This window comes from Pseudomonas sp. SW-3 (assembly GCF_016615645.1).
Taxonomy (GTDB): Bacteria; Pseudomonadota; Gammaproteobacteria; order Pseudomonadales; family Pseudomonadaceae; genus Aquipseudomonas; species Aquipseudomonas mandelii.
Map to the genome: position 1 here is coordinate 2,767,984 of NZ_CP067098.1, position 26,161 is coordinate 2,794,144.

The 26,161-nt window shown below is 59.5% G+C and carries 26 protein-coding genes and 2 pseudogenes; 9 read left to right on the forward strand and 19 right to left on the reverse strand.

Annotated elements, in window-relative coordinates; translation table 11 throughout:
• Window positions 1-34: 34 nt before the first annotated feature.
• Window positions 35-931, forward strand: a complete 897-nt coding sequence (gene cynR / locus JIO00_RS12440) for a transcriptional regulator CynR (protein ID WP_010459560.1) — start codon at window positions 35-37, stop codon at window positions 929-931.
• Here cynR and JIO00_RS12445 read toward each other — a convergent pair.
• The 5 genes from JIO00_RS12445 to JIO00_RS12465 form a co-directional block, all read right to left on the reverse strand.
• Window positions 917-1,219, reverse strand: a complete 303-nt coding sequence (locus JIO00_RS12445) for a hypothetical protein (protein WP_077750146.1) — start codon at window positions 1,217-1,219, stop codon at window positions 917-919. The two genes, cynR and JIO00_RS12445, sit on opposite strands and share 15 nt — an antisense overlap.
• A gap of 134 nt (window positions 1,220-1,353) precedes the next feature.
• Window positions 1,354-1,683, reverse strand: coding sequence for a hypothetical protein (locus JIO00_RS12450; protein ID WP_042932832.1), 330 nt, complete (start codon window positions 1,681-1,683; stop codon window positions 1,354-1,356).
• A 518-nt stretch (window positions 1,684-2,201) separates the two neighbouring features.
• Entirely contained in the window at window positions 2,202-2,705 is a 504-nt protein-coding gene (locus JIO00_RS12455) for a GNAT family N-acetyltransferase (protein ID WP_010459564.1), read from the reverse strand.
• Window positions 2,706-2,755: 50 nt separating this feature from the next.
• The gene (locus tag JIO00_RS12460) at window positions 2,756-3,385 is read right to left on the reverse strand and encodes a glutathione S-transferase family protein (RefSeq protein ID WP_010459566.1); all 630 of its coding nucleotides are present in this window, start codon (window positions 3,383-3,385) and stop codon (window positions 2,756-2,758) included.
• A gap of 116 nt (window positions 3,386-3,501) precedes the next feature.
• A complete protein-coding gene (locus tag JIO00_RS12465) occupies window positions 3,502-5,451 on the reverse strand; it encodes a DNA topoisomerase III (protein ID WP_145310358.1) in 1,950 nt (649 codons plus the stop codon).
• Window positions 5,452-5,737: 286 nt separating this feature from the next.
• On the opposite strand from JIO00_RS12465, the gene JIO00_RS12470 reads away from it, so the two are divergent.
• Window positions 5,738-6,106, forward strand: coding sequence for a DUF427 domain-containing protein (locus JIO00_RS12470; protein ID WP_200668350.1), 369 nt, complete (start codon window positions 5,738-5,740; stop codon window positions 6,104-6,106).
• A gap of 238 nt (window positions 6,107-6,344) precedes the next feature.
• Here the strand turns inward: JIO00_RS12470 and lldD are convergent, their stop codons facing one another.
• The 3 genes from lldD to JIO00_RS12485 all read right to left on the reverse strand — a co-directional run bounded on the left by lldD (window position 6,345) and on the right by JIO00_RS12485 (window position 11,349).
• Complete coding sequence (lldD, locus tag JIO00_RS12475; protein WP_200668352.1) at window positions 6,345-7,487, reverse strand: FMN-dependent L-lactate dehydrogenase LldD; 1,143 nt, start codon at window positions 7,485-7,487, stop codon at window positions 6,345-6,347.
• 198 nt (window positions 7,488-7,685) lie between these two features.
• Window positions 7,686-9,308 carry an MFS transporter gene (locus tag JIO00_RS12480; protein WP_077750152.1) on the reverse strand — a complete coding sequence of 541 codons (1,623 nt, stop codon included), beginning with the start codon at window positions 9,306-9,308 and terminating at the stop codon, window positions 7,686-7,688.
• A 391-nt stretch (window positions 9,309-9,699) separates the two neighbouring features.
• On the reverse strand, window positions 9,700-11,349 hold the full coding sequence (locus JIO00_RS12485; RefSeq protein ID WP_200668354.1) for a GMC family oxidoreductase: 1,650 nt from the start codon (window positions 11,347-11,349) through the stop codon (window positions 9,700-9,702).
• Between the two features lie 133 nt (window positions 11,350-11,482).
• On the opposite strand from JIO00_RS12485, the gene JIO00_RS12490 reads away from it, so the two are divergent.
• On the forward strand, window positions 11,483-12,367 hold the full coding sequence (locus JIO00_RS12490) for a LysR family transcriptional regulator (RefSeq protein WP_172790779.1): 885 nt from the start codon (window positions 11,483-11,485) through the stop codon (window positions 12,365-12,367).
• Window positions 12,368-12,541: 174 nt separating this feature from the next.
• Entirely contained in the window at window positions 12,542-12,757 is a 216-nt protein-coding gene (locus tag JIO00_RS12495; protein ID WP_200668356.1) for a DUF4287 domain-containing protein, read from the forward strand.
• A gap of 190 nt (window positions 12,758-12,947) precedes the next feature.
• Here JIO00_RS12495 and JIO00_RS12500 read toward each other — a convergent pair whose 3' ends face one another.
• From JIO00_RS12500 to JIO00_RS12530, 7 genes are read right to left on the reverse strand one after another with little or no spacing between them, the layout of a single operon-like run.
• Window positions 12,948-14,366 (reverse strand): ATP-binding protein, encoded by a 1,419-nt coding sequence (locus tag JIO00_RS12500; RefSeq protein ID WP_010459583.1) that lies wholly within the window; start codon window positions 14,364-14,366, stop codon window positions 12,948-12,950.
• Window positions 14,363-15,025 carry a response regulator gene (locus tag JIO00_RS12505; protein ID WP_010459585.1) on the reverse strand — a complete coding sequence of 221 codons (663 nt, stop codon included), beginning with the start codon at window positions 15,023-15,025 and terminating at the stop codon, window positions 14,363-14,365. Before JIO00_RS12505 ends, JIO00_RS12500 begins: the two co-directional genes overlap by 4 nt.
• 11 nt (window positions 15,026-15,036) lie before the next feature.
• Complete coding sequence (locus tag JIO00_RS12510; RefSeq protein ID WP_200668358.1) at window positions 15,037-15,681, reverse strand: tetratricopeptide repeat protein; 645 nt, start codon at window positions 15,679-15,681, stop codon at window positions 15,037-15,039.
• Complete coding sequence (locus JIO00_RS12515; RefSeq protein WP_010459589.1) at window positions 15,678-16,487, reverse strand: SDR family oxidoreductase; 810 nt, start codon at window positions 16,485-16,487, stop codon at window positions 15,678-15,680. The genes JIO00_RS12510 and JIO00_RS12515 overlap by 4 nt, the downstream gene beginning before the upstream one ends.
• Entirely contained in the window at window positions 16,474-17,148 is a 675-nt protein-coding gene (locus JIO00_RS12520; RefSeq protein WP_154912573.1) for a TenA family transcriptional regulator, read from the reverse strand. Before JIO00_RS12520 ends, JIO00_RS12515 begins: the two co-directional genes overlap by 14 nt.
• On the reverse strand, window positions 17,145-18,626 hold the full coding sequence (locus JIO00_RS12525; RefSeq protein ID WP_077750498.1) for an AMP-binding protein: 1,482 nt from the start codon (window positions 18,624-18,626) through the stop codon (window positions 17,145-17,147). Before JIO00_RS12525 ends, JIO00_RS12520 begins: the two co-directional genes overlap by 4 nt.
• On the reverse strand, window positions 18,616-19,293 hold the full coding sequence (locus JIO00_RS12530; RefSeq protein WP_083376962.1) for a thermostable hemolysin: 678 nt from the start codon (window positions 19,291-19,293) through the stop codon (window positions 18,616-18,618). Before JIO00_RS12530 ends, JIO00_RS12525 begins: the two co-directional genes overlap by 11 nt.
• A gap of 205 nt (window positions 19,294-19,498) precedes the next feature.
• Here JIO00_RS12530 and JIO00_RS12535 point away from each other — a divergent pair, with 205 nt between their 5' ends.
• Entirely contained in the window at window positions 19,499-20,071 is a 573-nt protein-coding gene (locus JIO00_RS12535; protein ID WP_145310343.1) for a cytochrome b, read from the forward strand.
• 432 nt (window positions 20,072-20,503) lie between these two features.
• Window positions 20,504-20,605 (forward strand): annotated as a pseudogene (locus JIO00_RS30145) (DUF6124 family protein); the annotation flags it as partial.
• Window positions 20,606-20,611: 6 nt separating this feature from the next.
• Here JIO00_RS30145 and JIO00_RS12540 read toward each other — a convergent pair.
• The 3 genes from JIO00_RS12540 to JIO00_RS12550 form a co-directional block, all read right to left on the reverse strand.
• Window positions 20,612-22,162 carry a diflavin oxidoreductase gene (locus JIO00_RS12540; RefSeq protein ID WP_200668360.1) on the reverse strand — a complete coding sequence of 517 codons (1,551 nt, stop codon included), beginning with the start codon at window positions 22,160-22,162 and terminating at the stop codon, window positions 20,612-20,614.
• A 5-nt stretch (window positions 22,163-22,167) separates the two neighbouring features.
• Window positions 22,168-22,587, reverse strand: coding sequence for a PAS domain-containing protein (locus tag JIO00_RS12545; RefSeq protein ID WP_010459602.1), 420 nt, complete (start codon window positions 22,585-22,587; stop codon window positions 22,168-22,170).
• A gap of 181 nt (window positions 22,588-22,768) precedes the next feature.
• Window positions 22,769-23,119, reverse strand: coding sequence for a hypothetical protein (locus tag JIO00_RS12550; RefSeq protein WP_042932121.1), 351 nt, complete (start codon window positions 23,117-23,119; stop codon window positions 22,769-22,771).
• Window positions 23,120-23,691: 572 nt separating this feature from the next.
• On the opposite strand from JIO00_RS12550, the gene JIO00_RS12555 reads away from it, so the two are divergent.
• From JIO00_RS12555 to JIO00_RS12560, 3 genes and pseudogenes are all read left to right on the forward strand, one after another.
• A complete protein-coding gene (locus JIO00_RS12555) occupies window positions 23,692-24,057 on the forward strand; it encodes an SMI1/KNR4 family protein (protein ID WP_135843618.1) in 366 nt (121 codons plus the stop codon).
• A 213-nt stretch (window positions 24,058-24,270) separates the two neighbouring features.
• Window positions 24,271-24,504 (forward strand): annotated as a pseudogene (locus JIO00_RS30150) (DUF6124 family protein); the annotation flags it as partial.
• 532 nt (window positions 24,505-25,036) lie between these two features.
• Window positions 25,037-25,399, forward strand: a complete 363-nt coding sequence (locus tag JIO00_RS12560; RefSeq protein WP_200668362.1) for a DUF6124 family protein — start codon at window positions 25,037-25,039, stop codon at window positions 25,397-25,399.
• A gap of 216 nt (window positions 25,400-25,615) precedes the next feature.
• Here JIO00_RS12560 and JIO00_RS12565 read toward each other — a convergent pair whose 3' ends face one another.
• Window positions 25,616-25,972 (reverse strand): DUF7079 family protein, encoded by a 357-nt coding sequence (locus JIO00_RS12565; protein ID WP_200668364.1) that lies wholly within the window; start codon window positions 25,970-25,972, stop codon window positions 25,616-25,618.
• Window positions 25,973-26,161 lie beyond the last annotated feature (189 nt).

The window sequence follows — 26,161 nt, forward strand, 5'->3', positions numbered from 1 at the left end:
GTTGCATAAGTACTGCCTATAGATGGTGAGCCCCATGCTGCTGCGACATCTGCGTTACCTGCTGGCGGTTGCCGACCACGGCGGCTTCACCCGCGCCGCCGAGGCGTTGCACGTTTCACAACCGACCCTCTCCCAGCAAATCCGCCAGCTTGAAGAAACCCTGGGCGTGAGCCTATTCGACCGAACGTCGCGCACGGTCAAGCCGACCGATGCGGGGCAGGCCTACATCGAGTGTGCACGTCGGGTATTAGTGGAACTGGAAGCCGGCAAACGGGCGCTGCATGACGTGAAGGATTTATCGCGCGGCACCTTGCGCCTGGCGATGACGCCGACGTTCATGGCGTATCTGGTGGGGCCGTTGGTGCGCGATTACGTGGCGCGGTATCCGAACATCCATCTGCAGATTTTCGAGTTGTCGATGGACGACATCGAGGCGGGGCTGGTGGATGACTCGCTGGACATCGCCATCGCGTTTACTCAGGTGAGAAACGCCGACATCGAATCGATCCCGGCGTTTACCGAAACCCTGGGGGTGATGGTGGGACGGGATCACCCGCTATATGAACGGCGAGCCGCGTTGTCCGCTGAAGAGGTGGCGCAGTTGGATTTTGCGCTGCTGGCCCCGGACTTCGTCACCCGCACCCGCATCGATGACTATTTTGCGCAGGAGCAGATCACGCCGAAGGTGGTGATTGAGGTGAATTCGGTGAGCACCTTGCTGGAGGTGATTCGGCACACGGCTATCGCCACCATTCTTCCCGAACCGATTGCCACCCAGGACCGGGCACTGCGCAAAATTCCGTTGCTGGGGGACGCGCCTACACGCGGGGCGGCGCTGCTTCGACGCAAGAACAACTATCACAGCGCGGCGTCGGTGGCGTTCATGAATCTGGTGTTGGGCGCGGTGGCGACGGAGTCAGTCGTCCAGTGATTGGCAGATGCCATTGGGGGCTTTGCCCGTGGAGCTCACGGTCACCGAGTCGTCATCGGCGAGAATGATCAAGATCGTGACGCCCGAACCCTTGGCTTCAAAACTGCGCTCGTTGATGGCTTTGGTAACGGCATCTTTGTCATTGATTGTTACCGGACCCTCCTGATCTGCATGGACGGCAATATTGCCGGGGCAAATCACATCAAATGAAGGAAGGTTGGGGATGCTGTCTGCGTGGGCAACATTTGCCATTGTCAGTAACAGCAGGGTTGTCAGGGCATTTTTCATCGCAAGTCTCCATGGGCACAGCAGCGAATACGCTTAACGATAGCTGTATTTACTGCGCACGAGACAAACAAAAAAAGGCCCCGCTCGATCATACGAGCGGGGCCTTATTTATTGAGGAGCAGCGGGGGGGGATATCAGTAGAACCGGTCAATCACCCGAACTTCATTCTGGTTCTGCATCGAGGCCCACGCCTGTTTCAGCGTTTGCAGAACATTACCGATGAAGTCCTTGTCGGCTGCGGCTTTCTTGCCGACATAGCCTTGGCCGCGACGGTACATCTTCAGTCGGGCCAGCAGGTTCTGGTTGTTCTGGTCGAACTCCGCTTCATGGGCGTGTGGCGACAGGCAATCGATATGAACCTGGCCCGATTTGCTGATCCACAGAATGTGGCTGTCGTGGCTGTCTTTTTGCGCCGCGAAGATGCGAGCCAGTTCATCGATAGTAGGTTGATTGTTCAGATTCATAATATGCCCCTTGACCATTTGGTGATCTTTCAAAGTTGATTCGCTAATACAGGTAGCCCATCGGTTAGTTGATCCCTGGCACCGAAACCAGGACGTCAGCGGTCAGCCGTCAATTCGACGGGGTCTCGCGTCTGTTGCATGTAGTCGTGTTGAATAACTGCTACGCAATAGCGTCACAACGAAGAGAAGCAGCGAAAACCTGGAGGCCACCGCCGACTTTTGAGGGTCGGCCACAAGCTTCATGAGGATTGATCGCCAGCGCTTCTCGTCCTTGTACTGGACGTTCGGGCCAGGTCAGCTTCTTCAATCTGCCTTGTGGGCAGCGTGTATCCGGGAAAAACAGCTCGGCGGTCAGACGAGCTTGCTCAAACATGTTGCTGTACTCCCGATCGGGGAGATGTCTGCATCATGCAAGGGCAAATCGGAGGCGTCAACCGTTATGTAGTGATTATTTTTAGACACTACATATTGTCGGACAAAGCGCTTTGGAATTAAAAAGCAGCGACGCAACGCCCGGGTCAGGACGATGGCAGCAGATGTTGGAAGCGATAGAAGGTGCAGGGATAACCGTCTACCGACCGTTGATGCAGGGTGAATTCATCGCCTGCGATCTCGGGCATCACCTTGGCCCAGAAGTGCCGTGCAGGCAGGTTCGCGTCGATGTGGAAAATCTGCCATTGACCGGGGAACCGGCTCAAGAGGGTGGACACGACAAACTTCGCGACACCTTGGCCACGAAAGCGTCGGCTGACAAACAAGTAGCCGATGTTGTGCTCGGCGCCGTCGATATGCGTGTCGTCGTCCACGGTCACGAAACCGGCGAGTTCACCGTCCACCTTGATCAGAAATGGCTGGGTCCCAGGCTTGCGCCAGTAATCTTGGTTGGATCGGATGTCGAAGAAACCGTGCTCGCCGAGTTTCAGCGGTAGAAACTCGCTGAAGTCATGCATGTAGAACTGCATCAGGTTTTCAATCGTTTCCAGTTCGTCGCGGTGTGCGGCATGCAGTTCTATCGAGGGCATGCTGGGTTTTCTCCAGATCGAAGGGCCGTCCGTGGCTCTTTCGGGATCACTCAGTGCGGAGCGAAGTCGTATGTCCCACCCGTCTTCAACGCCGCGGCGTAAGCAGGACGTGCCTGGAAGCGATCAACCCAGGCCGCTACATGAGGGTAGTTGCCCAGCTTGCCTTGGGCGCGGGCAATCTCGCCGATAAAGCTCATCTGGATATCGGCGGCGCTGAATTCGTCACCCAGCAAATAATCGGACTGGCTCAAGGCCGTGTCGAGGTAGCCAAGGTAGTTGGCCACTTCGGAGTTGATGCGCGGATGCAGTGGCGCACCGGCTTCACCCAGGCGCCCGACGTACAGGTTCAACATCAGCGGCAGCATGGCCGAGCCTTCGGCGAAGTGCAGCCACTGGACGTATTCGTCATAGGCGGGGGTAGACGGATCGGGTTGCAGGCGCCCCTGGCCATGACGACGGATCAGGTAATCGATGATCGCAGAGGACTCGATCAATTTCTGCGCGCCATCTTCGATGACCGGCGATTTGCCCAGGGCGTTGATCGCTTTCAATTCCGGCGGTGCCAGATTGGTTTTCGGGTCGCGCTGATAGCGTTTCAGCTCATAAGGAATGGCCAGTTCTTCCAGCAACCAGAGAATCCGCTGGGAGCGGGAGTTGTTGAGGTGGTGCACGATAATCATAAACAAGATTCCTGTAGCAGCTGTCGATTGAAACGAGGCTGCGATGCCGTTTCAGAAAATGGGGCCATCGCCGGGCTTGAAGAACACTAGACCATTACGGTCCGTTCGAAGTGCCCTCAAGCTTTACTGGCCGGTTTCGCCGCGCGTTTGGCGCCTGTCGACGGCTTGCGCTTGGCGGGCTTTCGTTTGTTTTTCCACGGAGTGGCGCCACGACCGGCCGGGCTCGCCGGCCCGCTGATGGTCAGGCTCAGGCCGGCGCAACGGGCGACCTGTTTGCTCATCCACGCGGCCTGTTTGGTGACGAATTCTTCCAGGCTCATCTCGCCGCTTTGCACCATGTCCAGCGCCTGTTCCCAGATGGCCGTGGTGCCGGGGTCGGCGATGGCGCGCGGCACCGCATCGATCAGGCTGAAGGCCGCCGGGGTCGCGGCCAGGGCCTTGCCGTTCTTGATCAGGTAACCACGGTCGAGCAGGCCCTGGATGATCGAGGCGCGTGTCGCCTCGGTGCCAATGCCGGTGGTGTCCTTGAGCTTCTGTTTGAGCAGCGGGTCTTCCACCAGTTTGGCGACGTTCTTCATCGCTTTGATCAGGTCGCCTTCGGTGAATGGCTTGGGCGGTTGCGTCCAGAGGTCCTTGAGCTTCACGTCGGCCACCGCGCAGTCACGCCCTTCGGCCAATGCCGGGAGTGTTTGCGGTGCGGGTGCCTCGCGACCCTTGGCCGGGGCGAGCGCCTCGGGCAGGGCGCGTTTCCAGCCGGGCTCGACGATCTGCTTGCCGACGGCGCGCAAGGCTTCACCGGCGCAGTCGAAGTCGGCCTGGGTGCGGTCGTATTCATGGTTGGGCAGGAACTGCGCCAGATAGCGTGCGCGGATCAGGGTGTAGACCGCCCGTTGCTTGCCCACCAGTCGATCGAGATGCTTGGCCGCCGCCGTCGGGATGATGCCGTGGTGAGCCGTGACCTTGGCGTCGTTCCAGGCCCGTGAACGGCGCTGTGGCTCCAGGTGATCGTTCAAGGCGTTCAGGGACGGATCGGCCTGCCGGAGCGCGGCGAGAATGCCCGGGGCTTCACTGTGCTGGCTCAGCGGCAGGAAACCGCAATCGCTGCGCGGGTAGGTGATGACTTTGTGGGTTTCGTAGAGCGCCTGGGCGATGTCGAGGGTTTCCTGGGCGCCGAGCCCGAGCTTCTTCGAACAGACTTCCTGCAACGTGCCCAGGTCGAACGGCAACGGCGCGACTTCACGCATTCGCTCGGTGCGCAACTTGATCACCCGGGCACTCGCCGCGCTGCTGATGGCCGCAGCCGCTTGCTGGGCCAGCGCCTGATTCAGGCAACGATCCTGATCGTCACAGACGTCGGATGCCGCGCGCCACTGGGCGGTGAACGCCGTGCCGTCATGCAACAGCTGCACGTCGATGGCCCAATAGGCCACCGGTACGAAATCGGCAATGCTGCGGTCACGATCCACCACCAGCCGCAAGGTCGGTGTCTGCACCCGGCCCACCGGCAACACGCCCTGATAACCGGACTGACGGCCCAGCAACGTGAACAAGCGGCTCATGTTCATCCCGATCAACCAGTCGGCCCGGGAACGTCCCAGCGCCGAATGATAAAGGCTGAAAGTTTCGGCTCCAGGTTTGAGCGCCGCCAGCGCCTTGCGTATCGACGCATCGTCCAGCGCCGACAGCCACAGGCGCCGGATCGGCCCGCGATAGCGGCAATGTTCGACCAGTTCCCGGGCAATCATCTCGCCCTCACGGTCGGCGTCAGTGGCAATCACCAGTTCATCCGCCTCGCCGAGCAGGCGTTTGACGGCCTTGTACTGGCTGGCCGTGCGCGGTTTGACCGTCATCTTCCATTTTTCCGGAATGATCGGCAGATCCGCCAGCACCCAACGCTTGTAGCGCGCGTCGTAGGCGTCCGGCGGCGCGGTTTCCAGCAGATGGCCGATGCACCAGGTCACCGTGACGTCCGTTCCCAGCCAGCAACCGTCGCCCCGACGCTTGGCGCCGAGCACTGCCGCGATGTCTTTGGCCTGGGAAGGTTTTTCACAGAGGTACAGCTGCATAACCACCCACCATCGTTCATCAAGTGTGCAAGAGGCGCACAGAATGGCGGGTGATGAGCAAGGGATCAATCATTATCTGTATGGATGTACAGCAAAGCTGTTGCGTTTGTTTGCGCCAGTCAAAACGGCCCGTTCGGCTGCGGGGCCGTCGTGCTGACGAAATTTGGGTTATACCTGACATTCGCAGTCTCAGGTTTCGGGGCCGCTGCGCGACCCATCGCGGGCAAGCCGGATCACCGTACCGCACGCTCCCACAGGTCCATCACCTTCATGAGGCACGTATTCCATGAAAAGCACCGGTCCCAGTCCTGTCATCACCATCGCCGAGCAGCCGGGCTGCCTGTTGGTAAAATTTCACGGTATTCAAGTGGCCGCTTCCTCGCGCGCACGGGTGCTGCTGGAGGCCAATTATCCTCCGGTGTACTACGTGCCCTGGGAGGACATCGACGAACAGTATTTCGCCCGCACCGACCACACGACCTATTGCCCGTACAAGGGCGACGCCACGTATTACAGCCTGCAAATCCCGGGGCATGAGGGCGCCAACGCGGTGTGGCGCTATGAAGACCCCAAAGTGTCGGTCGATCAGATTCGCGGGTATGTGGCGTTCTATCCCGATCAGGTTACGTTTGAGGTGCTCAAAGACGTTGAGTGAGGTTCGGCATTGACGGCAATGCTGCTCACTCACGCTCGATTTTTCAGGCCTACCTGCTTTAGTGGCTAGGGAGCTTGCTCCCGCTGGGCTGCGTAGCGGCCCCAAAAACAGGGCAACGCTACCGATTTTTGTGAGTGCTGCGCACTCAAGCGGGAGCAAGCTCCCTCGCCACAGGTTTTTAATTGGCTGAAGAGGTGATCAGGTGAGCAAATGCCCACACTGATGGGGCGTGTTCATTTCAGCGAACAGCCCCCACCAACGTCGATTCATCAATCTGCCCAATCGAAGTGACCCCGGTCAGGGTCATGGCCACGCGCATTTCCTTGGCGAAAATATCCAGCATGTTCTCCACCCCGCGTTGACCATCGGCCGCCAGCGCATAAGCCATGGATCGCCCCAGCAATACACCTTTGGCGCCCATGGCCAGCATCCGCACCACATCTAGCCCCGAGCGAATACCCGAGTCGACCAGCACCGTCAGGTCATTGCCCACCGCTTGCATGATCGGCGGCAATGCCTGGGCGGTAGAAAGGACGCCGTCGAGCTGCCGTCCCCCATGGTTCGACACCACGATGCCATCCGCGCCAAAGCTCACCGCGTCCCTGGCGTCCTGCGGGTCGAGGATGCCTTTGATGATCATCGGGCCTTTCCAGAAATCACGAATCCACTCCAGATCACTCCAGCTGATCGACGGGTCGAAGTTATTGGCCAGCCAGCCCATGTAGTCTTCAAGCGTGACGGCTTTGCCCAGGTACTTCGAGATGTTGCCCAGGTCGTGTGGGCGGCCCATGACCCCAACGTTGAACGCCCAGTCGGGGCGTGTAATGGCCTGAAGCATGCGTCGCGATGACGCAAAAGGCCCGGACATGCCCGAATGCGCATCCCGGTAGCGGGCGCCGGGGGTCGGCATGTCGACAGTAAACACCAGGTTTTTCACCCCGGCGGCCTTCGCTCGCTCCAGGGCGTTTTTCATGAAGCCCCGGTCTTTGAGCACGTACAGCTGAAACCAGATGGCTTGCTGGCTCTGCGCCACGACTTCCTCGATCGAACACACCGATACGGTTGAAAGGCACAGCGGAATACCTTTTTTCTCCGCCGCTCTGACCGCCTGCACCTCACCCCGGCGGGCGAACATGCCCGTCAGGCCGACCGGCGCCAATATGACGGGCATTGATAGGGGCTGATCGAAGAGGGTGGTTTCCAGGCTCAGGGTTTCGACGTTTTTCAGAATCCGCTGACGCAGGCTGATGCCCGCCAGGTCGGCGCTGTTGGCCCGTAGCGTATGCTCGGCATACGCCCCGCCATCAATGTAATCGAACAGAAAACGCGGAAGTTTGCGACGTGCTGCCTCGCGGTAGTCGGATGCGGATGAAATGATCATGGGGCCTCGGTCTGGTGAGTGTCGGGGCTGTAGAGATCGTTGAGCTTAACCTGTGGCGAGAGAGCTTGCTCCCGCCGGGTGGCGAAGCCACCCCAATCCAGCCGACTCGATTGTTCTGACACACCGAGGCGGCTGGTTTGGGCCTGCTACGCAGGCCAGCGGGAGCAAGCTCCCTCGCCACAGGGGATTGTGGTGGACTCAGTTAGTGTCCAGATCCACATTTTTGGTCTCACGCAGACAGATCATCCCCACCACCAGGCTCACCGCGGTAATCACCACCGGGTACCACAGCCCGTAGAAGATGTCCCCGGTATACACCACCAAGGCAAACGACACGGTCGGCAGGAAACCGCCAAACCAGCCATTACCAATGTGGTACGGCAGGGACATCGAGGTGTAGCGGATACGGGTCGGGAACAGTTCGACCATCAGCGCTGCCAACGGGCCGTAACACATGGCGGAAATGATGATCAGCACCACCATCAGTCCCACGATCATGGGCTTGTTGACCTGTTGCGTATCGGCTTGTGACGGATACCCCGCCAAGGTCACCGCACCGCGCAGGGCCGCTTCGTCGAAGCCATCCAGTTTCACGTCACCGACGCTGACCTGCACGTCGCTGCCGGCCGGTGCGGCTTCGCTCGTGTAGGGCAGGCCCTGCTTCACCAGGAAGGTTTTGACCTTGTCGCACGGGCTGTCAAATTTCGCCTTGCCCACCGGGTCGAACTGGAAGGTGCAGGTGGCCGGGTCGGCCAGTACGGTAATCGGTGCCTGACGGCTGGCCTGGTCGATGGCCGGGTTGGCGTAGTGGGCGATGGACTTGAAGATCGGGAAGTACAACGCAGTCGCCAGCAACAGGCCGATCATCAGCACCGGTTTGCGCCCGACCTTGTCCGACAGCCAGCCAAAAAAGATGAAGAACGGCGCGCCGATGATCACGCTGACAATCAGCAGACTGTTGGCCAACGCCGGGTCCATCTTCAGGAACTGCGTGAGGAAAAACAGCACATAGAACTGTGCGGCGTAGAAGGTCACCGCTTGCCCGGCGTTGATGCTGAACAGGGCGATTAGTACGACTTTGAGGTTTTCCCATTTACCGAAGGAATCGCGCAGCGGCGACTTGCAGAGTTTGCCTTCCTCTTTCATTTTCACGAAGGCCGGCGACTCGTGCAGGCTCAAGCGAATCCAGGTCGAGATGCCCAACAGCACGATGGAAAACAGAAACGGAATGCGCCAGCCCCAGACTTCAAACTGGTCGCCGGTGAAATAACGGCAGCCAAGCACCACCAGCAGCGACAGCAACAGGCCGAGGGTGGCGGTGGACTGAATCCAGCTGGTGTGGAAACCGCGCTTGCCCATCGGCGCGTGTTCGGCGACGTAAGTGGCAGCGCCGCCGTACTCACCGCCCAGGGCCAGGCCCTGAAGCATGCGCAACACCACGAGGATGATCGGCGCGGCGATGCCGATGCTCGCATAAGTCGGCAACAGCCCGACACAGAAGGTCGCCAGGCCCATGAGGACGATGGTCGCGAGGAACGTGTATTTACGCCCGATCATGTCCCCCAGCCGTCCGAACACCAACGCGCCGAAGGGCCGCACGATGAAACCGGCGGCGAAGGCCATTAGCGCAAAGATAAACGCCGTGGTGTCGTTGACCCCGGCGAAAAACTGCTTGCTGATCACCGCCGCGAGGGCGCCGTAGAGGAAAAAGTCGTACCACTCGAACACCGTCCCGAGTGACGACGCGAAGATGACTTTGCGGGTATCGGGGCTGGTGTCGACGCTGAGCGTGGCATCCAGGGGCTGAACATGTTCTGACATATCGGTATCCCTCACAGTGATTGTTTTTGTTGTTCCACTGTCGGCGCCAGCCTTGTGGGCGGGCGCCGCGTTTATCCATAAAGCCGGGTGTACGTCGATCTTTGTAGGAGCGAAGCTTGCTCGCGAAGGCGTCAGACCTGCCACATCGCGTCATCGTTCTTCGCGGGCAAGCCTCGCTCCTACAGTGGGTTGCTCCATAAAGCCGGGTGTACATCGCGAAGGCGTCAGGCCTGACACACCGCGTCATCGTTCTTCGCGGGCAAGCCTCGCTGCTACAGTGGGTTGCTCCATAAAGCCGGGTGTACGTCGATCTTTGTAGGAGCGAAGCTTGCTCGCGAAGGCGTCAAACCTGACACACCACGTCATCGTTCTTCGCGGGCAAGCCTCGCTCCTACAGTGGGTTGCTCAGCAGTTCCTTCTGCGAGTTGAGGCTCCTTGTGCTGGGGTTGAGGATCATCAGCGCAGCATTTTCGGCAATCATCAGCGTAGGCGAGCACGTATTGCCCGAGGTAATGCGCGGCATGATCGAGGCATCAGCGATGCGCAGTCCGGGAATCCCGTGAACGCGCAACTCGGCATCGACCACGGCCTGCACATCGTTGCCCATGCGGCAGGTGCCCACCGGATGGAAAATCGTCGTGCCAATTCGTGCGGCGGCTTCGTGCAGTTCCTCTTCGGTCTGCAAGCTATCGCCGGGCAAGTACTCGACGGGTTTGAACGCTCGCAGGGCCGGGGCGGCGACGATGCGCCGGGTCAGGCGAATGGCATCGGCCGCGACCCGCAAATCCTCTGGATGGCTTAAATAGTTGGGCTGAATCAGCGGCGCTTCCTGCGGATCGGCGGAACGAATCTCCACCCGTCCGCGACTCTGTGGCCTCAGGTCGCAAACCGACGCCGTGAAAGCAGGGAAGGCGTGCAGCGGTTCGCCGAAGCGTTCCAGCGACAGCGGTTGAACGTGGTATTCGAGATTGGCCGAGGTCTGTTCCGGCCCTGACCGGGCAAACGCCCCCAGCTGACTCGGCGCCATCGACAGCGGGCCGCTGCGGTCGTACAGATAACGCAGACCCATGCCCATCTTGCCCCACACGCTGCCAGCGATCTGGTTCAGGGTGCGGGCGTTTTCCAGTTTGTAGATCAGCCGCAGTTGCAGGTGATCCTGCAGATTGTCGCCCACTCCCGGCAGCTCATGAGCCACACCGATCCCCAGTTTTTCCAGGAGCGGGCGAGGGCCGATGCCGGAGCGTTGCAGAATGCTCGGTGAACCGACGGAGCCTGCGCACAGCACGATTTCCTTGCGCGCCTTGAAGGTTTTTGCCTGGCCTTGATAACGCGTACTGACCGCCGAAGCACGGCCGTTTTCCAGCAGCACGCGGTCCACTTCGACGTCGGTCAGCACGGTGAGATTGGCGCGATTGCGGATCGGTTTGAGAAACGCCTTGGCCGCGTTCCAGCGAATCCCGGCCTTCTGGTTGACCTGAAAATAGCCGCAGCCTTCGTTGTCGCCCTGGTTGAAGTCATCGATGCTGGCAATGCCGCTTTGCTCGGCGGCGCTGCGGAACGCATCCAGAATCGGCCACGACAGCCGCTGACGCTCGACCCGCCAGTCGCCGCTGGCGCCGTGAAATTGCGAGTCGCCGGCAAAATGGTTTTCGCTTTTCTTAAACAGCGGCAGCACGTCGTTCCAGCGCCAGCCCGGATTGCCGTCAGCGGCCCAGCCGTCATAGTCGCCCGCCTGGCCGCGCATGTAGATCATGCCGTTGATCGAGGAACAGCCGCCCAGCACTTTGCCGCGCGGGTAACTCAGGGCGCGACCTTGCAGGCCGGGTTGCGCTTCGGTCTTGAAGCACCAGTCGGTGCGCGGGTTGCCGATGCAGAACAGGTAACCCACGGGGATGTGAATCCACGCATAGTTATCGCGGCCGCCTGCTTCGAGCAGCAAGACGCGGTGTTGCGGGTCGGCCGACAGCCGATTGGCCAGCAAACAACCGGCCGGCCCGGCGCCGACCACGATGTAGTCGAATTCATCAAGGGAAGTCTGCATCCCTGACCTCGTATTGTTGTTCTTGTTGTCGGTCATCCTAGTTGTTAGCTTTCGTCAAAAGAATGTTAGTTTTTGCGCAGCCGCTGTGCGTTTTCAGACAGCGCCTCAAACAGCGTAGCCCCAAGGACGACTCATGTTCGACTGGAATGACCTGCGGTTTTTTCTCGAATTGCAACGCAGCGGGCGCTTGCTCACCGCCGCCCGCCGTTTGAACACCACCCACGCCACCGTCGCCCGGCACATCGAGGCCATCGAAAAGAGCCTTGGCACCGCGCTGTTTGTCCAGCATGCCCAGGGCTACGAAATGACCCCGGCCGGCGAAGCGCTGCTCAAGCACGCCGAAGCCATGGAAAACGTCGCGTTGCTGGCGCAAGAGGAAATCACCCAGTCCACGGCACCACTGGGCAAGATTCGCGTCGGCGTGACCGAAGGGCTGGGCATCATGTTCCTCGCCAGCCGCATGAACGGGCTGTTCGAACGCTACCCCGGACTGGAAGTGGAGCTGGTGGCGGTGCCGCGCTTCGTCAGCATCCTCAACCGCGAAGCCGAAATCAGCATCCACCTTGAACGCCCGGCCGCCGACATGCTGGTCACGCGCAAACTCACCGACTATCGCCTGGCGCTCTATGCCAGCCAGGCCTACCTCGACAAGGCACCGCCGCTGCACAGCCGCGAAGACCTCGGCCGGCACGCGTGGATCGGCTACGTCGACGACTTGCTGTTCAGCCAGGAACTGATGTTCCTCAACAGTTTTTGCCGCAACCCGCAGGTGGTGTTCCACAGCACCAGCGTCATCGCCCAGCAACAGGCGGCACGTTCGGGATTGGGGATTGCGGTGCTGCCGTGCTACATGGCCAGCGCCGATCCGGAACTGGTGCCGCTGTTTCCGGACGAGAGCATTGAGCGCAGCTACTGGATCAGCACGCGGCGGGAATTGCACAAGTCGGTGAGATTGCGGGTGATGTGGGATTACGTGGTGGAGTTGTGCGAGACGGAGCAGGGGTTGTTGATGGGATAGCCTGCCAATCCTCCATCATAGATCTCTGATCAACCAAGCAATGAAGCAACCAACACAACCCCTGTGGCGAGGGAGCTTGCTCCCGCTGGACTGCACAGCTGTCCTGGTCTTCAATTCGGGATGAAGACAAGGAGCGTCCTCCGACTCTCCGTCGCGAACAAGGGAGCTTGCAGCATGAGCGAAGAGACAAAAGTGAAAGGCCCGGCGTCGTATTTTCCGTCCATCGAGAAAAAGTACGGTCAGCCCATCAACCATTGGCTGGACCTGCTCGGGACGGTGAGCGGCAAGAAGCATATGGAAATGGTGGCTTTGCTGAAGGATGAGCATGGGATGGGGCATGGCCATGCGAATGCGTTGGTGGCGCATTATTTGGCGGGTGTTAAAAAGTGAGGCCGCTGTAAAAGGCTGCAATGTGAAATGGCGGTGAGAGGGGGGCCGGATGTGCCACCGCCATCGCGAGCTGGTTCACTCCTACATGGGTTCTGCGTCGTTCGCGAGTGTTGTGGTCAGCATAGCCTCCTGTGGGAGTGAGCCTGCTCGCGATGGCGCCAGCTGGCTCACCACATTCTGCCGGGATCACTCAAACATTCGGCGGCAACTCGCGGGTGGTGCGCTGTAGTGGGTCGCGGGGTTGGCTGTCGGGAATCGACAGCGTGGCGCGCAAGCCGCCTTCCGGGCGATTGGCTAGGGTGATGCGTCCGCCCAGTCGGGTGGCGATGGTGTTGACGATGGTCAGGCCCAAACCCGCGCCATGGGCATTGCCACGGCTGTAGAAGCGTTCGAACAACCGCCCGCGATCCGCCTCGTCGATGCCGGGCCCCTGGTCCTCGACGCTCAGCGAATAGAAGCCGTCCGCCTGACTGAGTTGCACCGTGATGACCCCATGCTCCGGGGAAAAGTTCGCCGCGTTGCTGATCAGGTTGTTCAAGGCGATGTCGATGGCGGCGGCGTCGGCCACCACTTCAAAGGGGCGATCGGTGACGTCGAAGGCCAGCTCAAGGTTCTTGCTCAGCAACCACGGCGTGAGCTGCACGAGGCTGTCGCGCACGGTGGCGGCCAGGTCGATGCGTTGCTGTACAGGTGCGATGGCTTTGGGTTCGAGGCGGGCCATGGTCAGCAATTGATTGACCAGGCGGCTGGTGCGGTCGACGCCGGCGATCAGGAATTCCAGGGATTCACGGCGCTCCTGTTCCGTGCCGGCTTCCAGCAGATTTTGCGCATGCACACGCAGCACGGCCAGCGGTGTACGCATTTCGTGGGCGGCATCGGCGATGAAGCGCCGCTCGCGACCCATCACTTCCTGAATCTGCGCGAGCATGCGGTTGAGCGCCGCTTGCATCGGCTCCAGTTCACTGGGCAACGGCGTCAGTTGCAGAGGCTCCAGCGAACCGCTGTGCCGCGCGCGCAAGGTCGCCGCCATGTCTTCCAGCGGCTTGAGGCCCCAGCCGATGGCCAACCAGATCATCGCCGCCAGAATCAGGCTGCCCAGCACATTGGGCCCCAAGGTATGGCGCACGATCCGGTCCACCAGGTCCGAACGCACGTCGTCCCGTTCGCCCACCCAGATTCTCAGACCGTTCTGTTTGTCTACCAACAGGAACGCACGCCAATGGCGGTTGTTGAGGTCCACGACGTCGCTGAAGCCGGGTGTCGACGGCGGCGCGCTGAAGGAGGGCGCACTGGCCGTGTGCACCAGCACTTCGCCGTTGAGGGTCCAGACCTGAAAGGCCATCTTGGTTTCATAGGGATGGCCATCGACCCTCGGCTCGGCCTCGCCCAGCGCCTTGTTGAAGGCCTGATACAGATCGGCGTGTTCCTTGCTCGCCATCGGCATGCGCATCACCCCCTGCAACAGCCGGGCGTTTTGCGCGAGTTGGGCATCGTAGACTTCGGCGATTTCGTGATTGCTGTCGTGCAGGTTCAACAGGCTGATCACCGCCAGCCCTACCAGCATCAGGCCAATGATCAGCGTGAGCGTGCGGCGCCGGATCGACGTCATCGGCGCTCCTCCACCAGGTAACCGACACCGCGAATGGTGCGGATCAGGTCGGTGGAGAATTTTTTGCGCAGGTGATGGATGTGCACTTCCAGGGTGTTGCTTTCGGCTTCTTCATTCCAGCCATACAGCAACTGCATCAGATGATCGCGGGTCATGACCCGGCCTGGCGGCGAGAGCAATTCGTGGAGCAGCTGATATTCCTTGGGCGTCAGAGCCACCGGCTCGCCCAGGTAACTGACTTGCTGGGTGCCGGGGTTCAGGCTGATGCCGGCGTGTTCGATCAGCACCTGGGCGCGGCCGGCACTGCGCCGCAACAAGGCCCGCAGGCGAGCCTTGAGTTCCGCCAGATCAAAGGGTTTGACCAGGTAATCGTCGGCCCCGGCGTCCAGCCCGGCAATGCGGTCTTCGGTCGCATCCCGGGCGGTGAGGATCAGCACCGGCAGGTTGGAGCCGCTGTCCCGCAAGCGGCGCAGCACTTCCAGCCCGTCCATGCGCGGCAGACCGAGGTCGAGCACCGCCAGGTCAAAGGTTTCACTGAGCAGCGCGTGCAAGGCGCTGGTGCCGTCCTTTAGCCAATCGACGGTATAACCTTCGCGGCCCAGGGCTTGATGGATGCCCTCGCCGAGGGCCACGTCGTCCTCAATCAGTAATAAGCGCACACGGACTCCTGTCAGTTGAGTTTCTTGTTCACGTCCACCAGCAACGTTTCGATCTCTTTGCGTCGCCCGGCGTCGGCGAGTTCACGGCCTGGCCTTGGGGCGGCCTGCAGGGCTTTTTGCAACGCGCTGCGGGCTTCGCTGTAACGTTTTTGACGGTAGAGGTGATCGCCCCAGAAGTACAGACTATCGATGCCCTCCGGGTTCAGTTGCAAGGCCTGTTTGAGTAACTGTTCGGCCTTGTCCGAGTCACCGAAACCGATGGGCCAGCCGGGGACGCGATCATACAACGCGCCGAGGCTGGTATAGGCCGAGCCTTGCAGGGCTTTGGGGTCCAGCGTCATGGCTTTCTCCAGATCGGCTTTCGCGGCCTTCACCTTGCTCAGCGCACCGAGGCCACCTTGGGCACCGGCCCAGCTGCTGTTGACGATGCCGGACCAGATCCAGGCTTCGGCCACCGATTGACGTTCCTGAGTGAACGCGGATGCCTGGCCTGCCAGTTTCTCGAATGCAGCGGTGCGTTGCGCTTCCGGGACTTCGTATTGAATGTGCGCCCAGCTTTGCTGGATGCCCTGGAGGCGTTGCTGATCGGCGGGTTCCAGTGCCCAAACAGTCTGGCTCAGGGCTCCCAGCAGCAGGCAAGCGATGATCTTCTTCATGGTTTGAGGGTCTCGTTGTCGGGCTTCTGACTCAGGCGACGGATCAGCGGCAATTGCTTGCGCAAGCCACGGTCCACCAGATTGGGCAGCAGGCTGTTGAGGCGCACAAAAAAGCGCTCCGGCCAGCCGAGGTACAAGTCGCGCCGGTCACCGGCAATCGCATGCATCACCGCAGCGGCAACGGTTTGCGGATCGTCGACGTTGGCCTTGAGCGCATCGTTTAACGCCTGCGCCGCCGGGCTGTTCATGCTGGTGCGGGTAGCGCGCGGAGCGACGTAGAGCACGCTGACCCGGGTGTCCGCCAACTCCCGGCGCAGGGCCTCGGAGAACCCGCGCAAGGCAAACTTGGTGGCGCAATAACTGGCGTAACCGGGGTAACCGATGGAGCCGTAAGTCGAGCCGACGTTCACCACCATCGCGCTCTCGGCTTGCTTGAGCAGCGGCAGCAGGGTTTTGGTCAGGCAAATCGGCGCGCTGATGTTAAGGGCCATCATGGCGTGGATATCGCTGTCCTCCAGCTGCTCAAGCATGGCGAAGTGATTGATCCCGGCGGCGTTGATCAGCAGGTTGATCCCGCCAATCGATTCGGCTGCGGTCAGCACCTTGCGTCGGTCGGACAGCACGGTCAGGTCCGCGCCGACCCAGCACAGGTTTTGCGGATAGCGTTCAAGCAAAGGCCGCAGCGGTTCCTGGTGCCGAGCCACCGCCAGCACCCGGGCGCCGCTGGCGCACAACGCGGTGGCGATCGCCAGGCCGATACCGCCGCTGGCGCCGGTCAGCACCACGCGGGCATCATGCAACTTCATGCAGGGCCTCCCCGTCACGCGGCAAGCCGCGGAACATATCGGTGTAAAGTTTGTACACCACTTTGGAGGCGTGAATCACCGCAGCCTGGTCGTCCGGATCGTCGAGGGTATTCATCAACCGGCGATAGGTCTGCATGTGTTCGATGTCCAAAGAGCCATGGGAACTCAGGTAACTGAAGGCGCTTTCCGGCAATGCCAGGCGCTCGCGGATGCTGCCGGCGGCGTGGGTAGCCAAGGCAATGCTGGTGCCTTCCAGCACGTTGACCATGCCGAACAGGCCGACCGGGTTGTCGCGGGCAATCAGGTCGTAGAGGTAGCTGACCATCAATTCAATCGGCAGGCTCGGACGACCGTCGCGCACGGCAACGCGGTCGCCGCCGCAGGCTTCGATATCGTCCAGCACCCACTGCTCGTGACCGTATTCCTCCTCGATGTACTCGCACACCGCTTTGCGCAGCCATTCCAGGCGCGACGGCAATTTCGCCCCGCACGCCATCATCAACGGCACGGTGTGGCGCACGTGGTAATAGGCTTGCGCCAGGAAGGCCCGGTAGCTTTCCAGGCTGACCTTGCCCTCAAGGGCATCGCGGATGACCGGCAGGTTGAACAGTTCATGACGTTCGTGTTGCGTGGCTTCTTGCAGCGTGTCGAAAAAACTCATGATGCGGATTCCTCGGAAAGTACAGATTCAGTCAGTTGCGCCCGGTAACGCTCGATGATGGCGTCACGGCGCGGGCGGCCATTGGCGGTAAGCAGGCCATTGGCGGGGGTGAACGGTTGATCGAGACGGGTCCAGTGATGGACCTGCGCATAACCGGGCAAGGCCTCGTTGGCCTCGGCGACGGCGGCAGCCAGTTCGGCGTCGGTGCAGTCCGGGCGATGGGGCCAGAGCAGTGCATGGTTGTGCGGCATGGCTTCGCCGTAGACGAAGGCCTGGGCGATATGGCGGCGCTGGGTCAATTCTGCCTCGACCCATTCCGGGTTGACGTTGCGCCCAAAGCTGGTGACGAATTGATGCTTCTTGCGCCCCTTGAGGTAGAGAAAACCGTCCGGGTCAAACTCGCCGAGATCGCCGGTCGGCCACCATTCATCGGTGTGCGGCGCCTCTCCCAGATAACCGAGCAGGGTCGAACCCTTGACCAGCACCTCGCCGTCCTCGGCCAGGCGAATCGTGACGTGGGGCAGGGGCCGGCCGACACTGCCGAGACGGCGCGCTTCGGGGCGATTGAGGCACACCACCGAGGCGCACTCCGACAGGCCGTAACCTTCGTAAACAGGGATGCCGATGCGTTGCGCGCGGTGCAGCAACTCCTCGGACACCCGGGCGCCACCTACCGCCGCAAACCGCAACGAGTAGGGACTGAAGGCTTTCTGCTCGGCGGCGCTGACCAACATCTGCAACAACTGCGGCACCAGGATCAGGCTCTCGGGCGCCCGGGTGGCCAGGCAACCGAGCAGACGCGGCACATCAACACCGCTGGCGCCCTGAATCCCCAGGGTTTTCTGGCTGGGCAAACTCAACGTGGCCCCGGCATACAGCGCGGCGTAGCAACCGAGGTTTTCCAGCAAAATCGCCAGGGGTAACAACGCCAGATGATGCTGCGGATCGGCGGGTTTGCTCGCCTGATTCAGTTCGCGAGCGACCGTCAACAGGCTCTCGGCGCTGAGGCACACGCCTTTGGGCGTACCCGTGGTGCCCGAGGTGAAAGTCAGTTTGGCGGTCCCTTCCGGCATACGGTTCGGGCCGCTGAACGTGCGGCGCCAGAACTCACCGGTTTTCTCGTAGCCGGCCGCTTGTAACTCGTCGTCCAGCGCGGGTTCGGCAATCACCCGTTCGGCCTGGCTCTGTTCCAGACAATGGGCGCGCTGAGCGGGGCTGAAAAAAGGCGGCAACGTCAGGCAAGTCAGGCCTTCGAACAGCGCGGCCAGGTCCCAGAGCATCGCTTCGACGCCATTGTCCAACGCCAGCGCAATCACCTTGACCTGCTCATCGCGCAGCCGTTGCTGGCGATACACCACCTCGGCATACAGCGTGGCGTAATCCACCTTCTGATGATCACCCCACAACGCGATGGCGCTGGTCTTGCGCTCGGCATGGCTGCGCAAGGTCTGTTTGAAACGCTCGGTTTCAGGCGACATGGCTGGATTCCTCAAGGGATGTCGGCAAACCCAGGCGATTGAACATCCCGATGTTGCGCAAATGAATAAAACCGGCGCGGATGTTGCCGACGTGCACCCAAGGCTTGCTCTCGTAATAACTGCCCCAGTGCTGGCGTTCGTCCCCCAGCCGCTCAGGGTCGGCCGCGCACAGCGTCACCGGTTTCAAGCCCAGGCGATGAAAGCTGTTCACCAAGCCGATGTTGCCGGTGAACGCCACCCATTCCAGGCCGCCCATGGCCAGCAAGTAAGTGATGGCAATGATGCTCATCCGCGCACTGCCGGTGTCACTGGCGGCCAGATTGCCGACCTCGACGATACCGGCACGATCCACCGGGCGGTCCGCCGCAGCGCTGATCAGCGGCTCGATCGATTCGTCCAGATAACGTTCCAGAAACAACGACTCAGCATTGGCCATGCGCACACCGGCCACCGCACACAGCGAGCCGGAGGCATCGCTCATGCCAAACAGCTCCGGCATGAAATGACGAATATCGGCGCCATGGGCCTTACGAAAACGTTGCTGAATAAAGGCTTCGAAGACCGGGCGCTCGACGTCGTCCGGTAACGCCCTGGCCAGGTTCATCAGCGGAGCTTCGGCCTGGCCGAAGCGTAGGGGTAGAGGAATATTCCATTCAAAGTCAGGCATTGGAAGACGCCTCCCGAGTAAGTGTGGGAGAAGTATCGAAGCCATTTCTTAACGGAATCTGAAGGTAAGAAAAAGATCATCTTCCGCTGTCTTCAGATTGCCTTAAGACTTCGCGGGCAGGGTGTGGCCCGTCGGTGCGTTGACACACCGCACCCCGGCCGCACGAATGACTCGGCCGCCGGCAATGACATTCATGAGGCCCGTTATGACCCGCGAATCAATGACCCATCGGTATGGAAAACTCTCGATCACCTTGCACTGGCTGATGCTGGCACTGTTCGTCGGCGTGTACGCCTGCATCGAAATCAAAGGCCTGCTGCCCAAGGGCCAACCGTTGAGAGCCATGTTTCTCGGGCTGCACGGCCTCTTCGGCTTAAGCATCTTCGCCCTGGTGTGGGTGCGTTTGCTCGGTCGCCTGACGCCTCGGCCACCGATCACCCCGGCACTGCCCAAATGGCAGACCGGCGTTTCGCACCTGATGCACCTGGCCTTGTACGTATTAATGATCGCCACGCCGCTGCTGGCCTGGCTGATGCTGTCCGCCGGCGGCAAACCGATGCCTTATTTCGAGTTCTACCTGCCATCGCCGGTCGCGGTAGACCCGGACCTGGCCAAGCAATTCAAGTACTGGCACGAACTGCTGGGCAGTGCGGGTTACTGGCTGATCGGCTTGCACGCGGCGGCGGGGTTGTTTCACCACTACTGGGTCCGCGACAACACCCTGACCCGCATGCTGCCCGGCCGATCCAACAATCCCATCAACCAGCGCCAGCGTTAATCCCAAGCCCGGTGCCAACCAGACACCGGCCATATCCATAGCCACCCCGAGACCCCGAATTCACCCCAAACCCCCTGTGGGAGCGAGCCTGCTCGCGATGGCGTCATCCCAGACGCCATCAATCTCAGCCATGGATTCCCACTTCGATACTCACTGCCTTAAACATGTTTGAGCCCCCACGTTTAAAGACACTCAGTGTTACGTCCCAACGGCTACAACGCCTTGCGTCGTTGCCTACGCGTACGCCAGAATCCGCCGGCTTGTGCGTCTAGGGCCCCGTCGGTAACTTGATTCCTGTCACTGCTCATCAGTGATCGGGTCTGCAAGCCCGCCGGAATGCCAGTCGCATAGCCCTATTACAGGACGCTTGTTCAGGTCTTTGAAATGGCGGTTTTGTGCGGGAGACCTCACGGTCTGCCGGGTTCCTGGTTTCCCGAACCCATGTTCCTCGCCAACCCCAAGTACGATACAGAATCCCTGCTGGCCATCGCCAGCGAGTCACTGGGCTCGGCGTCCGTTGCCGGGCATCGCTTCATAGGCTCAATACACTTCCTTGTGCAGACGATTTCCGGCTGATAACTCGTCGACGAAGGCCTGCGCGTCGTCCTCATCCAGTTGGCCGAAGTTCATTGCGATGTTCTTCAGGGCCTGCTCGATGGCGCGTTCCAGATTATTTTTGTTGCCACACACATACAGATGTGCGCCCAGGTTCAGTATTCCCCACAAGTAAGCACCGTGTTCAAGCATTGCGTCCTGCACGTAGTAACGGGTTTGCGAGTCCCGGGAGAACGCGGTAATCACCCGATCGAGCACGCCATTGGCTTGCCAATTTTCCAGGCGCGACTGGTAGAGGAAATCCGCTTCACGGCGCCGGTCCCCGAAGATCAGACAGGTTTGCAGAGGGTTGTTTTGCTGCTCCATCTGCTCCAGCAGCGCGATCAATGGCGCGATGCCGGTGCCGGTACCGATCAGCACTACCGGGTGTCCGACCTGGCGTGGCAGGTGAAATCGCGGATTGCTGCGGACAAATACCCGGGCGCTGGGATGCTCCCCGGTGAGGTGCCCGGTCGCGGTGCCGGTGCGCGAGCGGTCCGCCATGTCATAAGCGATTTCGCGAATGCACACGTCCACGTAACCGGGGTTGTCATGAGAGGCAATCGAATAGGCGCGCGGCAAACAGTCGGGCAACCATTCGATCAAATCTTCCAGGCTCAGCTGCGCGGGATCACAGAAATCGTCCAGCACGTCGAGCACATCCTTGCCGTACAGATAGACTTCCAGATCCTTGCGGTTGCTGACTTTCAGTAAGGTTTTCAAGGTGTCGTGCTGACTGCACCGAGCAAGTTCGCGCAGCAGCGATTTGCCCAGCTGCCGAAGCTCCTTGGTAGTCAGCAAAGTGGCGGCCTCTTCGCGGCCGAACCATTGGCTGATTTGCGCCAGCAGTTGCGGATCGTTTTGCGCCAGCACGTACAGGTTGTCACCCGCACGGTACTTGATGCCGCTGCCTTCAATGTCGAGGCGAATCTGCCAGGCGTAAGGCGCCGTGGTGTTCAGCCGGGTGCGAGAGATGACGCGTGCCGGCCACGCGGCGTTTTCGCCATAGGCGGTGACTTGCAGGTTCAAGGTGCTGCCGGCACGCCGATCACCCTTGAGCACTGCTGCAAGGGTTGCGCACCAGATGTCGAAAAAACCGTCGAAATCGGTGTCGGCGTCCACGCGGGTGATCCACGGGCGGGCTTGTTTTTGCAGCAGTGCGGCATCCAGGCTTTTGGTAAAACCGCAGAAGGTCGGGTAAGCCGTGTCGCCCAGCCCGAAGATCGCGTAGGGCTGGCCGTTCAGGGATGGCGAAGCATTCAGTTGATCCATGAAACGATCGGCATTTCCCGGCGGATCACCGTCGCCGAAAGAGCTGCAAACGATGATCAACACGTCACGAGGCGTCAGTTTGTCGAGGTTCAGCGAGTTGAGATCCTGCACGGCCAGTTCATACGGCTGCAGACAGGGCAGACGCAATAAGCGTTGCGTCAACCCGCGTGCATTGCCGGACTCAGAGCCGTAACCGATCACAATGCGTTCGATTACGTCTGTCATGACGGTTACCTGTCGTAATGTTCGTCGAATTGCTCCTTGGAAAACTCCAGTGCTTCGAAGTCACTCATCAAGTCGTTGATTACCCTGCGGATACTGATGTACTCGACGATATTTCCCTGTTCATCAAACAGCGGCTGCACCGTGGTATCTACCACGTACAGGCCGCCGCCCTTGCCAACGTTGGGGATCACGCCGGTCCAGATCTCACCTTTCTTGATGGTGTCCCACATCTGTTTGTAGGTGCTCTTTGGCACCGAATGATGGCGCACCACGTTATGTGGCTGGCCCAGTAATTCCTCTTTGGTGTACCCGGTAAGCTTGCAAAACAGGTCATTGACGTAAGTGATGTTGCCTTGCAAGTCAGTGGTGGAAATAACCATGACGTTTTCCAGTGCACTCAAGACTTTGGCGTTGATGGCTTGCATTGTGTTTCCCCTGAAATGATTGAAAAGTTGTTGCTGCGAATTCGAATTCGGCGCACCCACGGCTTAGGCACTTCTATTTTTAGTCGTTATAAATCAGTCAACTGACTGAGGGGCATACTGAGAAAAAAGAGGATCCGACCCATGAGCGGATCCTAAAAAGGAGTTTGTGGCGATGGCGGTTTCAGCTGTCCTGAGGTATCAGGCGCGGGCCTTTCCGGGTGACTTGCTGACCCGGTTCGAAGCGAGCATTGGGCGAGCGAACGGTGCTGATTTCGCCTTGGGTGTCTTTCACTTCGTAAGCGGTTTCCGTGAGGCCGGTTGCTTCTTGAACCGAGCTGCCGGCAAAGAATCCGGCGCCGGCACCGATCAGTGCTCCAACGGGGCCACCCACGGCACCGACCATCAACCCGGTCACGACACCGACGGCCTTGCCGGCGGTGGTGTCAGGCACCTCACGAACGACCTGATCGGCCATACACACGGGCGAGAGCAACAAGAAGAGGGTGAAAGGTAGGAGGATAGAACGAGACATGGCGTATTCCTGCTTCGGGTTCATTTCCCTAAACAATCCATAAAGCATGCCAATATTTTATTCTTTATATATCAATTAGATAGGAAATCATGCAGTCATATGTACAACTAAAAAATTAGTCCATATGACTACTGGCTAGTCTTAAAGACTATGTGAAATTCGACAATCCTTACCCGGTCACGTATGCGAAACCCTCGCATCCCATGAATGTTATTGCCGTCGATTAGCCGTGCGAACTGGAAGGTTTAAAGTGTCGCGGGCCCCTAAAAGCAGCTCATATGCAGTGGTGGAGGTGCGGCCGCACAATAAAAGCCGACCCCATTCAGCTAAATATCGAGGGCGATAGCTGCTGCGTTTTCTTGTGTGGGTTGCACGTGTGCGGTCAGCAAAGGCTGTTGTGAACTTGTATTGCGTTTGAGTCACTCAGCTGGAGGACAACCGATTACATTCAGAAAACTTTTTGAAAAAGACTGCCGGTCGTGGAGGGCGGAGATCGACCCAAAGCGGACTTCTGCACTTTCTGATTGAATAAGCCCACCGCACGATACTGATCAACACTCGGACTTGAACGAATGACAGATAATCCTTTTCGTATTCCAACAGATGCTGAAATTGCTGACGCGGAGAGCAGGCTCAACTTTCGCTTTCCCGATGAATATATCCAGTTCCTGAAAGGTGGCAGCGATGTCGCAAACACCGTATTTGAGCCCGCGGTAATTTTGGGTGGATGCAGCCATCTAAATATCTTTGAAATTGCCGAAGCCGCCTGGGCTCAGGGTGTTCCGCGGGATTGGTTGCCTTTCATTGAAGATAACAGCGACTACTTCTGCATATCGCAGGCTGGTGTTGTTCGATACTGGTCACACAACGGAAGTACAGACGAAAGCTGGCCAACCTTTTCCGCCTGGTTCGAGCAGGTCTGCATAGCCCTTGAGTAGTGTCCGCTTCCGGCCGAGGCTGTGTAAAAACGTTTTTCAGTGCGATTGGAGCCCAGTGTTGGACTGAAAATCGCGTTTCTACGCAAAATCCAGCTCGGCTGAGCAGCCGATAATTCTCAGATTTCGCATAGACGCGCAAACTTCAATTTTGACGAAGCGTTTTTACACACTCTGGGCCCAAAGCAGCCCCTTGGGTTTAGACGAGTCGTTAACGACACTAAACCCATGCTGTCCAACGCCAGCGAATCAGTGGGCTCGGCTAGGACCATGTTCAGCCATTTTGCGGCGTTGCTGGATAACTCGCACCGCAAGACGTTGTTGGGAATTACCCGGTTGGTGATGTGGGGGGGAAGGAGTAAGTCCAAACCCCTTTATGGCGGTCGGTTCGTTCGTCAAAGGGGAGAGTCCGTCGGCAACCGTATCCGTGCCACCTCAAATTTCCGGTGAAATCGGCATTTGAAATTCAATCCATGATCTGAGGCCGGTCCGGTCCAGTCATCCCATCAAGTAGAGGCAAACTCGCCCCGAACGTTCAGGCCGACACAATCCCCTGTAGGAGTGAGCCTGCTCGCGATGGCGTCAGACCTGACGCCCCAGATCCAGGCTCGGATGTTTTGCTCGACTATTGATGCACTTAAACAGGTTTCAAGGCTCACGTTTAAAGACACTCAGTGTTACGTCCCAAGGCCTACAACGCCTTGCGTCATTACCTACGCGTACGCCAGAATCCGCCGGCTTGTGCGCCTGTGGGGCGAGCTATATCGTTTCCCGGTCACTGAAAAACAGTGATCGGGTTTGGTAGCCCGGTTTCGTATCACGGCGCATAGCATCACCTTTTATGGTGGCCATGCGCGGGGTCCTTTCGAGGGCGCCGGGAACTGATACGACCGGTCTACCAACCCGCGTATGGCCGCCACCTGTCGTTGGTAGCGAGGGTGACGGCTCTCTTTTAAATAAACTCGTATCAGGAGTTTTATTCATGATCAAACCAACACCCAACCCACCGGACACCAATCCGGCATCCCCCTACGAATCCCTCGATTCCAAAAAACTCCACGAAGCCGCCGAACGCGCCCTCGACCACTACCTCAATCCAGATGCCAACATCATGGCCAGCACCCACGAACCCGAACCCATGTTCCTCGCCAACCCGGCATACGACACCGAATCCCTGCTGGCCAACGCCAGCGAATCACTGGGCTCTGCGACTACCATGCTCAGCAATTTTGCGGCGTTGCTGGATAACTCGCACCGCAAGACGCTGCTGGGGATTACGCAGGTGGTGATGTTGGGGGAATTGGCGGTGAATCAGGCGCTGGATAAGGTTGAGGTGAAGGAGTAAGGGCAATCCCTCTGTGGCGGTCGGGTAGGCCGCCGTCACGGAGGGAGGGCAAGTCGGCAACGGTATCCATGAGGTCTCAGTTTTTTGGCCGAAAATTGGATAATTGCTGGCGGTCATAGCCCAAAAGCTGGCTAAAACGGGAGCAGAAAGTAGCCAGTAATGGTCACCGGTTTTTCAGGATGTTCAGCGAGTAAACAGTCCATTGAGCGTTCGGGTTCAGAGCCTGCAAGCAATTTCCTTCCACATGTAGTCGTATTCGTATCGCAGCCATCGGACCAGCAACTTATCAAACTGCCTGCGTAGCCAATTACGCTTCCGCGCCGCGAGCCTTTCCTCGATCGTCGCTCTGAGCCAGTCGGGGTCAAAGCCTGTCCAGACAGAGGGCAAGACTGCTGCAAGGTTGGAGAAGCAAACGGGCGCCACTTCTGAATAAAAGATTTCGTAGAGTACGTCAGGATCGACGCCTTTGATCTGGCGTGCGATGTAGTCGTAATCGGTCGGAAAATAGTTGAATGGTTCGGACAGTGCGGCTCTGACGTCTGTCAGTTGTGGTTCGGTCAGAAAATGTCCCAATGCGAAAGTTCCTCCAGTACCTCATCCAGCGACTCCGCGACCACTCCGCCCGCGACGCCACCGACGACCGATCCCATCAAGACCTCCCCAATTGCGCAGATCGGGGCTCCAGGGCACCACAATGCACTGACGCCCTATCCAGCAGTACGCCGCCTAACGCACCGGCCAAAAGCTGCCTGACTTTCCGAA

Bases quoted from the DNA above. Each gene is read 5' to 3' on its own strand.
- cynR (WP_010459560.1), top strand. From the start codon at position 35: ATGCTGCTGCGACATCTGCGTTACCTGCTGGCGGTTGCCGACCACGGC.
- JIO00_RS12445 (WP_077750146.1), bottom strand. From the start codon at position 1,219: ATGAAAAATGCCCTGACAACCCTGCTGTTACTGACAATGGCAAATGTT.
- JIO00_RS12450 (WP_042932832.1), bottom strand. From the start codon at position 1,683: ATGAATCTGAACAATCAACCTACTATCGATGAACTGGCTCGCATCTTC.
- JIO00_RS12455 (WP_010459564.1), bottom strand. From the start codon at position 2,705: ATGCCCTCGATAGAACTGCATGCCGCACACCGCGACGAACTGGAAACG.
- JIO00_RS12460 (WP_010459566.1), bottom strand. From the start codon at position 3,385: ATGATTATCGTGCACCACCTCAACAACTCCCGCTCCCAGCGGATTCTC.
- JIO00_RS12465 (WP_145310358.1), bottom strand. From the start codon at position 5,451: ATGCAGCTGTACCTCTGTGAAAAACCTTCCCAGGCCAAAGACATCGCG.
- JIO00_RS12470 (WP_200668350.1), top strand. From the start codon at position 5,738: ATGAAAAGCACCGGTCCCAGTCCTGTCATCACCATCGCCGAGCAGCCG.
- lldD (WP_200668352.1), bottom strand. From the start codon at position 7,487: ATGATCATTTCATCCGCATCCGACTACCGCGAGGCAGCACGTCGCAAA.
- JIO00_RS12480 (WP_077750152.1), bottom strand. From the start codon at position 9,308: ATGTCAGAACATGTTCAGCCCCTGGATGCCACGCTCAGCGTCGACACC.
- JIO00_RS12485 (WP_200668354.1), bottom strand. From the start codon at position 11,349: ATGCAGACTTCCCTTGATGAATTCGACTACATCGTGGTCGGCGCCGGG.
- JIO00_RS12490 (WP_172790779.1), top strand. From the start codon at position 11,483: ATGTTCGACTGGAATGACCTGCGGTTTTTTCTCGAATTGCAACGCAGC.
- JIO00_RS12495 (WP_200668356.1), top strand. From the start codon at position 12,542: ATGAGCGAAGAGACAAAAGTGAAAGGCCCGGCGTCGTATTTTCCGTCC.
- JIO00_RS12500 (WP_010459583.1), bottom strand. From the start codon at position 14,366: ATGACGTCGATCCGGCGCCGCACGCTCACGCTGATCATTGGCCTGATG.
- JIO00_RS12510 (WP_200668358.1), bottom strand. From the start codon at position 15,681: ATGAAGAAGATCATCGCTTGCCTGCTGCTGGGAGCCCTGAGCCAGACT.
- JIO00_RS12515 (WP_010459589.1), bottom strand. From the start codon at position 16,487: ATGAAGTTGCATGATGCCCGCGTGGTGCTGACCGGCGCCAGCGGCGGT.
- JIO00_RS12520 (WP_154912573.1), bottom strand. From the start codon at position 17,148: ATGAGTTTTTTCGACACGCTGCAAGAAGCCACGCAACACGAACGTCAT.
- JIO00_RS12525 (WP_077750498.1), bottom strand. From the start codon at position 18,626: ATGTCGCCTGAAACCGAGCGTTTCAAACAGACCTTGCGCAGCCATGCC.
- JIO00_RS12530 (WP_083376962.1), bottom strand. From the start codon at position 19,293: ATGCCTGACTTTGAATGGAATATTCCTCTACCCCTACGCTTCGGCCAG.
- JIO00_RS12535 (WP_145310343.1), top strand. From the start codon at position 19,499: ATGACCCGCGAATCAATGACCCATCGGTATGGAAAACTCTCGATCACC.
- JIO00_RS12540 (WP_200668360.1), bottom strand. From the start codon at position 22,162: ATGACAGACGTAATCGAACGCATTGTGATCGGTTACGGCTCTGAGTCC.
- JIO00_RS12545 (WP_010459602.1), bottom strand. From the start codon at position 22,587: ATGCAAGCCATCAACGCCAAAGTCTTGAGTGCACTGGAAAACGTCATG.
- JIO00_RS12550 (WP_042932121.1), bottom strand. From the start codon at position 23,119: ATGTCTCGTTCTATCCTCCTACCTTTCACCCTCTTCTTGTTGCTCTCG.
- JIO00_RS12555 (WP_135843618.1), top strand. From the start codon at position 23,692: ATGACAGATAATCCTTTTCGTATTCCAACAGATGCTGAAATTGCTGAC.
- JIO00_RS12560 (WP_200668362.1), top strand. From the start codon at position 25,037: ATGATCAAACCAACACCCAACCCACCGGACACCAATCCGGCATCCCCC.